Genomic DNA, 12,458 nt, shown 5'->3' on the forward strand with positions numbered 1-12,458 from the left:
GCGGCGCTGGTAAGTGGGTTGCTGCTGGGCCTGCCCGGCACCACAACGGCAGCCACCGTGAATATGTCGAGGACATGCTGCAACCCGCTGTCGCCAGCCCCTATGAAGGCAATGTCACAGTAATTTGGGACTCCGAGGTGTAGCCGCCCTACCCGAGTACCGCCAACGGGCAGAGGGGCTAGTTGCCTGGCGGCGCGAGATGGCGGGATCGCCGTTTCATCATCAATGATCAGGTCACACCGCCGAGGTGTGTAGGTGCGCATGGCCGTTTGCGACCCTTTATCCTTGAGGGTGAAGCTCGGGTTTGCCAGCGTGGAGCGAGCAAGCTCGCTCCTTCAATCAACAGCCTTGTGGATCAGACTGGAGGCTTGGACGGGCCCGGAATCGTCAAGTCTATCGGGACGCCAAGTCCCAGTCGGTTGACGCGGTCCGCAACAGTAGGAATAGCCATATTGAAGGTGCCGTCGGACTTCACGTATTTGCTCCAGGAAGAGGGGTGGAGGCCCCGGTCAACGGCAAATTTCCAGGCCGCGGCACTGTTCTGGTTCTCCGGTCGAAGGGCCAACTGATACCAGTCTTGATAATGCTTGTCGGTGACGCGGGTGAAAAATCCGTCGGAGGGTTTTGTCAGTCTGTCCAAACGGGCCTTGCCAAGGTTGTTCAACGTCCCTTTCTTCGCGTCCACGAAAATGGTTATACGCTCTGGACGAATGTTATGTAATTTCGCAAATTCAGCTGCAGCTGTTTTGGTCGGCTGCTTCATGTTTACCCATTTCATGAACAGTTTGTCTGACAGGTGTTTAAACGTCTCAGGATTGAGCCGCGCCTTGCCCCGTTCGGTAATTGTGCCGCCTGACATTACAAACTTGTTCCACGAGTTGTACGTGATATTGCGACTATTGAAAAAAGCGGCTGGGTCCAGCGTGGTGGCCGGGTTGGGCAACGCCGCGTTGGCTTTGACGTGTGCGTCCCATTCTCTAAGTGCTTCGATTACTCTGTTGTCGCTTTTTGGTCCGCCGCCGGGCGCGCGTTGCCATGTGTCCAATTCCCACTGTTTGTTCGGCAGGCGCCGCAACCGGAACGGGGTCAAGCCTCCAGAGGGAGTGAGCACGGGGGCGACCAAGCCATTGCGGTCATAGACGTTGAAAGCGTTCTGAATGCGAAACACCTGCTCTTTGCCCTTTTCACCGACGCCGCGTACCAGATAGGTGGGTGGCGAGCCGGGGACTCGATAAATGCCTGTACCTTCCGCCAGTTCGGCTCCTGGCGGGATGCCATTTTTCACCAGCAGGCGGGAGCTTTCTTGCTGGAAGTCTTTCTGGTATTTCGCCAGGTTCGGTCGCCGTATGTTTCTCGCTGGCCTCAGTAGCATGGGCAGTGGCTTGATACCCAGGCTGGCCGTGCGTGTCACTCCGGCGACCGTGGTGGTGGCCTTTGCAAGTTCAAACAGCATGAGTGCGCGTGGCCCGCGACGTACGACAAGCCCCGCCGCGCTTTGCCCCAGGCTGCGCAAGGCATGGACCGTGGTGCGCCCGACCCGGCCGACGAACCTGGAGGCTGAAGAGGCCAGTTGCCCGCTCCAGGGAAGCCCGCTCAGTACGGTGGTTACCACTTCAACGCCGAACAGCACTTTATTGAGGGTGGACTGGGCGTTCAGCTCTTCGTTAGTCACGCTTTGCTCGTCGGCTTTGTTCAGCAGGTAAAGATAGTTCTGCCGGTATAGCCCGGCCCAGACGTCGCCTTGGTGTGCGGCCAGGCGCGAATTGAGCAAGCGTGTATCGGCCGGTACGCGTGCGCGAAGATAATCCTGCCAGGCGGAGCCCTGCATCAGCCGGATCAGTTCAGCCTCGCTGGCCAGTTCCCTTAGCTCCAAACCGTCGGGCGCATGCGGGGTATACAGTACGCGCATGTCATCGGCAGCGGTGGAGAGAATCAGAACGCCATTTACGGTTTGTCCACCACGGCCTTCGGGGGCGTCGCTGGACGGGTTGAACATCAGCGCATTGGCGATCACTGCGTGTCCGTCGACCCGTGGGCGTGTCGCGGGGTTTGGAGCGGCCTGCACCGCCGCCATCCAAGCGGCTGCTTTCTTTTGCTTGGGGGCACTGTGTGTTTCCCTGAGGTAGATATCAGGATTCAACCGGGCCGAAAGGGCCGCATAGTCAATAACGGATGCCTGGCTCGCGCGCCACGCCTGTCTCAAGGCGCGGGCCTCGGTTGCCGTAGCCTGCGGGGCGAGGTATTTCTCGAGCACGTTTTGCGTGTACTGGTGGCCAACATTCAGGTCCTTGACCCACAGCTCAAGGCGTTGTTTGTCCAAGCTGATGGGACGCCCACGCGTATCGCGCACCCAGTTCCCTTGGGGGGTGGTCAGTGTGGCATCCAGATCGTCGTTTTCGACCCAGGTGAGGCTCTTTTCCCAGGGTTTGGTGTTTTTCAACAGCAGGTTGGTCAGGCTCATCCGCTTGCTCGTGGAACTGGTATGCGCAGTTCCAAAACCTCCTCCATCGGCTACGACCCGTGTTCGGGTGGTCTGGGTGACTATCGTCTTGTCCGGGTCGATGCCCTGTTCGGGATAGTCCTGGCCTTTTTCGGTCAGGAAGGCGCGAATCTTTGTCAGTACCTGTCGCTTTGCATACTCGGCCAATGTCGGAATAAGCGCTTGCCATTGCTTGGTCAGTTCATCCTGTTTGGCCTGGGTGGTGTCGGCCTGGTCTTGCAGAGCCTTCTGGTCCGCCGAGCTCAAGCGCTTTTCCCAGTCTGGCCGCCAGTGTTGCTTCAGCAGTCGGTTGCGCGCCATAAATGGCCCGGCCAAATCCAACAGTTCGGCCAGTTCCACGCGGCCATTTTTTTCATTGTCCGATTCGCCCTCCGTCAGGCCCAGAATGGTCTCGATGTCGGACTGCTGTTTGTCGAGCAGCGCCTGGATGCCGTCAGCCACGAAGTCGTCGGTTATCGGCGCATAAGTGGTACTCAGGTCGTTGCCCCACAGCCCGGTTTTGCCATGCTGAACCGCCAGCGGCAAGCCGCTGATACACAACCTGCCGGCGTCTTCGCCAGCGTTGATGCGGGCTTTCAGCGTGTCATGCAGGACTTGCAGGGACGCACATTCTTCAAACCCCATGTCCGGGGTATACAGCACTACCGCGCCAACCCCGGCACTGTAAGTACTGAGGTTTTTGTGCCCATGGGGCCAATGGGGAGCGACAGGGCTGGAGCCGTCATCCAGGGTCAGAACGAAGCTGGCGGCCATACGCGCACGCGCGGCGGAGCCAGTGTCGACGGTCAACTGATACACGCCGGGGCGGTTGCCATGGCGGAAGCGTGCTTCACGTCGGGCCTGGGTCGGGTAACGCAGGGCACGATCAATCAGCAATTTGGCTTGTGGGCTCAGGGTATTGTCGGCCACGCGCAGGCGTGCCTGTATCTCCAGGACCTGGCGCTGGACATCGATCAGCCGAACCTGTGGGCAGACCAAATCCGGCGCTATCGGCGTACGCCAATAGGTGGTGATCTGCTCGGCCAGTCGTGTTTGTAGGGTGTGAGCCAGTTCCAGCAATGTGCCGGTCTGGGCCAACTGGTCGACTTCGTTGAAAGCGGTCGGGCTGCTGAAGACGCTTTCGGCGAACGTGTCGAGCGTGGCGGTGCTCTCTTCTTGTGCTGTTTGATCCTCGTACGCTTGCTCTGCGGGGTTGTCCCAAAGCAACAAGGTACACACCGCCTCGATCAATGGGCGGGAAGACTCAAAATGACGCAGGCCATCGCTGTCAATGAGGTAGCGGTTGACATACAGGCTGTGCAACTCGGTGTCGGCCGGCAGATCTGGGTAGGTTTCTTTGAGCAGCGACGTCAGCACACCGCCCAGCGAGGGATGTTTGTCCTTTTCCAGTACCTGGTCGAGTTGTTGGTTAAGAGAGTTCCACTGTTGTATCAGGTGCGTTTGTTGCCCAACGTCCGGCAAGGTCAGTGGGACGGGAGAGGCGCGTGTCAGGTCGGGCGATTCGGGCATGCGGGCGATCAGCCCAGGGTTGCCCTTGAGGGGCAGTGCCAGGGCGGTCCGTACGCTGGCTGCCAGGGTTTCGAACGTGGTGTGGGACGCACCGAAGGCCTGTTCGATATCGGCCTCTTGCTGGCGACGTTGGGCGTGCAGGCATGCACTGAATACCGGGCCGGTGATCGAGGGATAGGTGAGTGCCTGCCGACTTCTTAACGCGTCGGTGGCAGCCGAGCGTTCGCTGGCGAGGATGTTGGCGAGCAACACGGTTCTTTCGTCGCTTCTCACCAGGCGTAGGCGCAAGGTATTTTCCAGGGTGGAGAAATTCATGAAGAACTCAACGCCGAATTGCGGGGTATACAGGACGGTCGGTCGTGTCCCATGCAGGTGCTCGGTGAGTACGAAGCAGCCATTGAGTGGTGCGGCCCATTCAGGCTGGTCGGTCAATTCCAGCGTGAGGCCGAGTATGAGCGGCGGTGTGGCGTTGTTCGTGGTCTCATGGAGCACGCAGTTTTCGATTAGTTGTCGGCCTTCGATCACCACCTCCAGGTGTGACTGGGCCGTGGTGACGGCCGCTTGCGCGTGGGTATCCTCAGGCGTTTTCTTTAGGGTTTGCTCGGCTTGGCTGAGCTGTTGCCGAGCATCCTGCAGTTTCAGGTCCGCCTCCAGCGTAAATACCTCACGCTGCTTTTGACTCACAGCCTCCAGGACACTCAGTGCACCCGTACTCGCGTGGGGCGATGACCAGAACGCCCTGAGACTGTTCAAGTACAGCGTCTGGCAGTTGAGTTGCAGATCACTGATCAACTGATTGACTGCTGCGACTTCCAACGGCGCCATCTCATTGCTGCGGCCGGCGCCGTTGGCATTTGCATAGAATCCGACTGCCTGGTTGATGGCGCCGGTTTCCGGCTCCTTGGTCAGCGCGGTCGGCATGTTTTGGGTGGCAATCGTCTCTTGAAGCACCTGGGTCAGATTGCGTGCGCGGGTGATGCGGGGTGTCCGTGCGGTGCTGTCTTGATCTGCCTGCGACGCAGTGTCGTAAACGTACTCGTTGAGATAAACCATATCCGGGTTCGGTGTACTGGCAGGCACACGTTTTGCCAATGCCTGGCGCAGTTCGGTGGCCATGACCGTCGTCAGGTCTGGCTGTGCGTCCAGCAGGTGCTCGATGGCGGTGATACACACTGACGCACGGCGTATCAGGTCTTCGGTAGAAGGTTGGGGCTGTGAAGGCATAGCGCGGGTTTCCTGTCGCGATAGGGAGAATCGTGCAGGCCGGTGTCAGGGAAGGGGCCGCACGCTGATGCCCAGACTAATGGGCGTCGAGCGAGCGTCAGGTCTAAATAAGCACTACGTGATCCCTTCCTCTTACCGCAGGCACGTGGCGGAACCCCGAGGTTGCAGTAGTGGGTAGAGAATCGGCGCCATCCCTTTGAGCACCTGTACCGGCAACGCCGACGTGAAGGTGAAGTGCTGGGCGGAGGTGCCCGGGACAAAGGCGGTCAGTGTGCCGAAGTGGTGTTCGCCGATGTAGAACACAAAGGTTGCCGTGCGGTTGATGGATTTGGAATTGAGAATGTGCCCGCCGGTACTCATGGCTTGGATGCGGTTATCGCCGGTGCCGGTCTTGCCACCCATGGCCAGCGGTGTGCCGTCCGCCAGCGTGAAGCTGCCGGCCACGCGTTTGGCGGTGCCCGCGTCCACTACTTGCGACAGCGCTCCGCGCAAGGCGCTGGCGACTTCGCTGGAGATCACGTGCTTCCCGCGATTCGGGGCGTTGATCACACGCGTTTCATAGGGGGTGCCCTCGGCAAACTGCAGGCTGTCGATACGCAGTACCGGCAGGCGCACACCATCGTTGAGGATAATCCCCATCAGTTCGGCGAGCGCAGCGGGGCGGTCGCCTGAGCTGCCGATGGCAGTGGCCAGTGACGGTACCAAATGGTCGAACGGGTAACCCACGGCCTTCCAGCGCTCATGGATTTCCAGGAACGCTTCGATCTCCAGCATGGTGCGAATCCGGCTGTCACGGGCGCTCTGATGGCGACTTTTGAACAGCCAGCTGTAGACTTCCTGGCGCTCGAATTCGCTGGCCTTGACCACCTCGCCAAAGGTCGCTTCAGGGTGGTTGAGCAAATAGCCCAACAGCCACAAGTCCAGCGGATGCACCTTGGCGATATAGCCTTGGTCCGGCAGGTCGTAGGCGCCGGGGCCGTAGCTTTGGTAGAGCGTTTGCAGACGTGCATCGGTGAGTTTTTCGGCGTTTTTCAGGTGTGAACGTACGAAGCGATTGAAACTCTCCTGGCTGGCCTGGGGCAACAGGTAGCGGTGCACCGCCGCCAGGCGAATCGCGGTGGGGTGCAGGCTGTCCATGAACGTGTCGAGGCGCGTCTGGGTGTCCTTGTTGCGGTATTTTTTCCAGAACTTGAGCAGGAACGCGGTGCCTTCGTGGTCGGCGAATTTGGCCAGGTATTCCTGGCGGCGCGGGTCGTTGTCGTCCTTGAGCAGGCGCGCGCTGTTGTCTTCGCCGGAGTAGGTGGTGTAGCGCACCAGGTCGCGCATCAGGCGAATGAACGGCAGGTTGATCGACTCGCGCAGGGCATCGCGCAGGGTCGGGTTGCGGCTGTTATCTTCGTTGCGAAAGTTATGAAAGCGGTGCAGGCCGCCGCCGGTGAAAAAGGCTTCGCCGGGGCTGGCGGAATACGTGCGGTTGAGAGCGGCATCGAGCATCTTCGACAGGTCGCGGTCGCTGTTGCGCAGCAGATAATCCAGCGCCCAGCGCGACAGTGGGTCTTGCTCGGGCACTTCGACTCTTTTCAACTCGGCGGGTGTTTTTGCACTGTAGCGCTCATGCAGTTCGTTGATGATTTGCAGGTAAGTGGTCAGCACCCGCAGCTTGGCGGTGGAACCCAGTTCTAGCTTGCTGCCTTCGTTGATATCGAACGGCTGGTCGGTGTTGTCGGTTTGCACCCGCACGCGTGCGCCGTCGGGCGTGAGTTCGAACAGGGTGAAGCTATAACGCACCTGAGGCGTGCTTTGCGGCGTGAGCAGGCGCGGGCCGAGCAGGCCCATTTTTGCGGCGAACGTCGGGTCGGCGAGGTGCTTGAGGTAATCGGTAGTCTGGCGTTGCAGCGCCGATTGCAGGGTGCTGGTGGCCGACAGGTCGAGGCGGTCGAGGTCATACAGCGAGCGGTTGAGCAGGCTGGCCAGGCGGCTGCGGGCGACGTTGATCGCTTTGTCTGTTTCCACCGGTTGGATCGTCGGCTGCTGCTGCCAATCGCGGTAGCCCAGGTGGCTGGCGAGGGCTGCGGAGGATAAACCGGCCGGGAGGATGCCGTTCTGCGCCAGCAGGCGGATATGGCTGTCGGTCAATTGCGCCAGCTCCTCGCGGCCCTTGTTGAGGTAGTGGGAGGGGCGACGCTGGGCGATCATCAACGCCAGCACTTGGCGCAGCGCCAGCCCGCGTTCGGCCAGACGCTTCGGGTCTTGCTCGGTGTCACTCAAGGCGCGGTTGACCTGATTGAAGTCTGCGCCGAACCACACCCGCAACCCCTCGGCCAGGCCGTGTACTTCACCGTGCCCAGGCACCGCCGACAGCGGCACGCTGTTGAGGTAATCACGCAGGATATTTTCCCGGCTGCCCAAGGTATTGGGCCCGGCCTGGTAAGCCCTGACGCTCGCGGAAAGCATCTGGCGGATTTTTTCGCCACCGGACAGCGTCAGGCCATCGGGCGAATGGCGGTACTTTTCGAGCTGCGTGGCCAGGGTACTGCCACCGGCGGTTTGCCCGGGCAAATGCAGCAGTTTGGCCACCTGCGACCAGGCCGCTTTGGCAAAGCGCGGCCAGTCGACCGCCGGATTGGCCATGGGTTGCTTGGGGTCCAGCAGGTCGCGGTCTTCGATAAACAGCAGGCTTTGCACCACCAGCGGCGGGATCGCGGCGAAGTTGGCATAGAGCTGTTGCGGGTAGGTGAAACTGTACAGCGGCGTAGCGCGGCAATCGGTGATGCTCAGGCCGGCCTGGACTTTTTCTGCGTAGGGCACGAACAGCCCCCGCTGCGCGTAATCCATCAACGCCGGTGAGAAGCGCGCCTGTGCCTGGACCAGGTAGTTGCGCTTGAGCAGGCGCGGCAGGAACTCATCCAGGTCGCTGTAGCCCAGGCGCTTGTCGAAGGGACCATCGCCCGGATAAACCACGGCCTCGCTGGTGCCGGGTGTGACCTCATAGCTCAGCGCCGCCGCCAACGGGCTGAGGTACTCGGCCTGCAGGCGGGAGGTGCGCATTTCCTGACTGGCGGCCCAGCACAGTGCTGCCAGGGCGATCAACAGTATCAGCCACACCAGCCGCCACCACAGCCTTCGCGAGCGGGGGCTTTGTGGCAACGGCGGTTGATCCGGGCTGTCGGTTGCTAACGCAGCCCTGTTCGAATCGGTTTGCCATAAAGCGCCCATAGTCGATTGAGCCATTCACGCAGATTGATCGGACGTATGTGAAAGCTTAGACGCTGCTGGGCGTGGTCAAGGAATTTGTCTTGCGCCTAGCGGATTTGCTGTTTGAGGCTTTGGTCCATTTATGGGGGAACGGGTCTCCAGTCAGCGTGTGGTCTGGAGGAACACTGTTTACCGCCACGTGAACGCAGCCCGTCAGTACGGTGGTTTTTTGCAGGGCGGCAATTTGGCGGATGGCTTGCTGGCACTGATGTACGACAGCTCGAAACCAGCGGGCATGGCCAGGCGCCTGTCCTTCGACACAACATTGTGGCAAGGGTGGTGGTGAGACGTGGCGGCCGTTGCAATGACGCTGCACCCTCGCTGTGCAATACTCGGCGCCCGTTTATCGGCGACGATTCCTACGCTGTCCAGGTAAAGCTCCTCCGCAAAAGCGGCTTTTGCCGAGACTTCTCGCTGAATCTTGCCGTTTATTGAGTGAAAATCCCTGGGTTGAGCTTTTTATACTGCACCCCCGCTGATCTGGCCCCGCCAGAAGGGCTGGCCCATGAGGCGAGCCCGGTGTAAAGGCGTCATGACCGACCCGTCATGACCTCCGGCACCCAGTGGCTCAATCCAATAACAAGACGAGGTTGTACCCTTATGCCAGTTGGCAACCACCTGCCCCATGGCGAGACCGCTCAGGGCGGCCCGCTGAAACGTGAACTGGGCGAACGGCATATTCGCCTGATGGCTCTCGGCGCCTGCATCGGTGTCGGCCTGTTCCTGGGCTCGGCCAAGGCCATTGAAATGGCCGGCCCGGCGATCATGCTTTCCTACATCATTGGCGGCCTGGCGATCCTGGTGATCATGCGCGCCCTTGGCGAAATGGCGGTGCACAACCCCGTCGCCGGCTCGTTCAGCCGTTACGCCCAAGACTATCTCGGCCCGTTGGCGGGCTTTCTGACCGGCTGGAACTATTGGTTCCTGTGGCTGGTGACCTGCGTGGCGGAAATCACCGCCGTGGCCGTGTACATGGGCGTGTGGTTCCCCGACACGCCGCGCTGGATCTGGGCCCTGGCGGCGCTGATCAGCATGGGCAGCATCAACCTGATCGCGGTCAAGGCCTTTGGTGAGTTCGAGTTCTGGTTCGCGCTGATCAAGATCGTCACCATCATTGCGATGGTGATCGGCGGCGTCGGCATTATTGCGTTCGGCTTTGGCAATGATGGCGTGGCGCTGGGTATTTCCAACTTGTGGGCCCATGGCGGCTTTATGCCCAATGGCGTGCAAGGCGTGTTGATGTCTTTGCAAATGGTGATGTTCGCCTACCTGGGTGTAGAGATGATCGGCCTCACTGCCGGTGAAGCGAAGAACCCGCAGAAGACCATTCCGAGTGCCATCGGCTCGGTGTTCTGGCGCATTCTGCTGTTCTACGTGGGCGCATTGTTCGTGATTCTGTCGATCTATCCCTGGAATGAAATCGGCACCCAGGGCAGCCCATTCGTGATGACGTTCGAGCGCCTGGGCATCAAGACCGCCGCCGGTATCATCAACTTTGTGGTGATCACTGCGGCACTGTCGTCCTGCAACGGTGGCATCTTCAGCACCGGGCGCATGCTCTACAGCCTGGCGCAGAACGGCCAGGCACCAGCGACCTTCGCCAAGACGTCGAGCAATGGTGTACCGCGCAAGGCACTACTGCTGTCGATCTTTGCGTTGCTGCTGGGCGTGTTGCTCAACTACTGGGTGCCGGAGAAAGTCTTCGTATGGGTGACGTCCATCGCCACCTTCGGCGCAATCTGGACCTGGCTGATGATCCTGCTGGCCCAGCTCAAGTTCCGTAAGGGCCTGAGCCCGGCCGAACGGGCAGGGCTCAAGTACCGCATGTGGTTGTTCCCGGTCAGTTCCTACCTGGCGCTGGCATTCCTGGTGCTGGTAGTTGGCCTGATGGCGTACTTCCCGGATACCCGAGTGGCGCTGTATGTGGGGCCTGCGTTCCTGGTGCTGCTGACGGTGTTGTTCTACGTGTTCAAGCTGCAACCCACCAACCTGGCCTCGCCTTCGGCGCGTTCGGCCTGATACTGGGAATGGCCCGTTGCGCGCAACGGGCCATGCTGCCTACTGCGGCTGTGCCGCCAATTTGAGCGACTGATCCAGTCGTTTGTTGAATTCCAGCCACGCAGCCAGCATCACCATCAATGCCGCGCCAGCAACTGCCGTCAGTATTTGCATGGCGAATGCATCGCCTGCCAATGCATTGATCATGTCCGCGAGTGGCGCGAGCACCACGCCAAGGCAAAACACTTCCAGCGAGTAACGGCCCATGCGACAGGTGTGCTGCGCCAACCCGTTTTCGGTCCACGCACGGCTCGGCAGCAACTTGGCCGTCACATAGGCCAACGCGAGGAAGTGCAGCAGGCGCACGGGTGACAGGTCAGTCTTGCTGATGGGGTAGAGCCAGTCGCTGAGCTGCGCGGGCATCCAAGCGTCATGCACCTCTGGCCAGCGCCACGACAGCGTCAGGATCCCCGCAGCCATCACGTACAGGGCCGCCGTCACGAACAGGGGGCGGTGCAGGAGCGGGCGAGTGTCCACAGGACGTGTCTTCCCCGCATGGATAGCCGCCGCGCCGCCCAGCACAAACAAAAATTGCCAGGTGACCGGGTTGAAGTACCACACGCCATCGGCGATGGCCCTTAAGTTCCAGCCCATCCAGGGGGCCAACAGGTAAATCGTTGCTGACCCGACCACTACCATCCAGGTCTTGCGCAGCATCAGTGGCAACACCAGCGGCAAGCCGGCCAGCAGCACGATATACAGCGGCAACGGGTCCATCAGGTTGGGCTTGAAGCGCAGCAGCAACTCATCCGTCAGGGCCTGTTGCGGATGGGTAACGAAGTGCGTCAGTCCCATCTCCTCGACAAGGTCGCGGGTTTCGACATGGCTATTGGCGAAGAACACGATGCCCATCAGCATCGCCAGCAAGAAGATATGCACCACGTACAACACCCAGGTACGACGCAGGATTTTCAGTGAGGCAATCCAGTAGCCGTCGCGTTGCAGGATCTTGCCGTAGGCCAGTACGGCGGCGTAACCGGCGAGGAACACAAACACCTCCGCCGCATCGCTGAATCCGATGTTGCGCAGGGTGATCTGGCCGAGGGGGTTGTGGGGGACGTGATCCCAGAAAATGAAGATCAACGCCAGGCCCCGAAAAAAATCGATGCGTGGGTCGCGTCCGTTCAGCATGGCAGCGGGCTCTTGTACGAAGGGTTTAGTAATGACAGGCGAACGCGGGTGTTGTCGTACGCCGCACGTCGGGCGGGCGCAGGTTGGCGGTATTTGTAAGTAATTGCAAAGGTTGGGTATTACTGAATGTCTCTATACATCCAGGATAACCAAAGTGCCATGGCTGCCTGCAAGTACGCCATGGGCGATACCCGCTTCGACAAGATACATCTGGCCCGCGCCCACTCTGATTTCTGCATCACCAATGCTCAGGCGCAAGCACCCGTTGATCACCAGCAAACCTTCGTTGTAGTCGTGGGTTTCTTCTTCGTAGGCCTGCTCATCCATGCGCAACACCTTGATCCGCGCCGGGCCGACCTGGCCCAGGCGCGTTGATTTCCATGTGGCGGGCAGTTGCCCAGCGATGGCGGCGAAGTCGAGTAGCGGCATGTGAATCTCCTTGTTTCAACAATGCCGTCGGTGGTCCGGTTCAGCGGGGGAAAAATTGTTTAAAACGCATCCATCAACAATACCCTACACGGCTTGGCTTCATACGCATTGATCTGCGGAACCAGGCGGGTGAAGTGTTCGGTCTGACAGTGGACATCGAGTGCGGCCTGGTCAGGCCATTGCTCGACAAAGATAAAATGCCCCGGGTCTTTTTGGTCAACAAACAGATCGTAGGCGATGCACAGCGGTTCCTGGCGGGTTTTTTCCACCAGTTCTGCGTACCAGGGGCGCACCGTTTCCAGGTGTTCGGGCTTGATGAAATCTTCGGCGATGACTTTCAACACGGTAATGC

6 protein-coding genes are annotated in these 12,458 nt (G+C 60.1%); 1 reads left to right on the forward strand and 5 read right to left on the reverse strand.

Annotated features, from left to right (window positions below):
- Positions 1-355: 355 nt before the first annotated feature.
- Together RB216_RS05390 and RB216_RS05395 are read right to left on the reverse strand one after the other, a co-directional pair.
- On the reverse strand, positions 356-5,125 hold the full coding sequence (locus tag RB216_RS05390) for a hypothetical protein (RefSeq protein ID WP_308908393.1): 4,770 nt from the start codon (positions 5,123-5,125) through the stop codon (positions 356-358).
- A gap of 240 nt (positions 5,126-5,365) precedes the next feature.
- Positions 5,366-8,449, reverse strand: coding sequence for a transglycosylase domain-containing protein (locus tag RB216_RS05395; protein ID WP_308908874.1), 3,084 nt, complete (start codon positions 8,447-8,449; stop codon positions 5,366-5,368).
- Positions 8,450-9,088: 639 nt separating this feature from the next.
- Between RB216_RS05395 and RB216_RS05400 the strand changes: the two genes are divergently transcribed.
- A complete protein-coding gene (locus tag RB216_RS05400) occupies positions 9,089-10,507 on the forward strand; it encodes an amino acid permease (protein ID WP_028619023.1) in 1,419 nt (472 codons plus the stop codon).
- A gap of 39 nt (positions 10,508-10,546) precedes the next feature.
- Here RB216_RS05400 and RB216_RS05405 read toward each other — a convergent pair whose 3' ends face one another.
- The 3 genes from RB216_RS05405 to RB216_RS05415 all read right to left on the reverse strand — a co-directional run bounded on the left by RB216_RS05405 (position 10,547) and on the right by RB216_RS05415 (position 12,450).
- Positions 10,547-11,677, reverse strand: coding sequence for an OpgC family protein (locus tag RB216_RS05405; RefSeq protein ID WP_308908394.1), 1,131 nt, complete (start codon positions 11,675-11,677; stop codon positions 10,547-10,549).
- Positions 11,678-11,809: 132 nt separating this feature from the next.
- Positions 11,810-12,106, reverse strand: a complete 297-nt coding sequence (locus tag RB216_RS05410; RefSeq protein ID WP_028619025.1) for a cupin domain-containing protein — start codon at positions 12,104-12,106, stop codon at positions 11,810-11,812.
- A 59-nt stretch (positions 12,107-12,165) separates the two neighbouring features.
- A complete protein-coding gene (locus RB216_RS05415; RefSeq protein WP_028619026.1) occupies positions 12,166-12,450 on the reverse strand; it encodes a putative quinol monooxygenase in 285 nt (94 codons plus the stop codon).
- Positions 12,451-12,458: the final 8 nt, after the last annotated feature.

The sequence above is a fragment of the Pseudomonas canadensis genome, from assembly GCF_030980095.1.
GTDB lineage: Bacteria > Pseudomonadota > Gammaproteobacteria > Pseudomonadales > Pseudomonadaceae > Aquipseudomonas > Aquipseudomonas canadensis.

Excerpts from the sequence above, each read along its gene's own strand:
- RB216_RS05395 (WP_308908874.1), bottom strand. The coding sequence starts at position 8,449 with ATGGGCGCTTTATGGCAAACCGATTCGAACAGGGCTGCGTTAGCAACC.
- RB216_RS05400 (WP_028619023.1), top strand. The coding sequence starts at position 9,089 with ATGCCAGTTGGCAACCACCTGCCCCATGGCGAGACCGCTCAGGGCGGC.
- RB216_RS05390 (WP_308908393.1), bottom strand. The coding sequence starts at position 5,125 with ATGGCCACCGAACTGCGCCAGGCATTGGCAAAACGTGTGCCTGCCAGT.
- RB216_RS05410 (WP_028619025.1), bottom strand. The coding sequence starts at position 12,106 with ATGCCGCTACTCGACTTCGCCGCCATCGCTGGGCAACTGCCCGCCACA.
- RB216_RS05405 (WP_308908394.1), bottom strand. The coding sequence starts at position 11,677 with ATGCTGAACGGACGCGACCCACGCATCGATTTTTTTCGGGGCCTGGCG.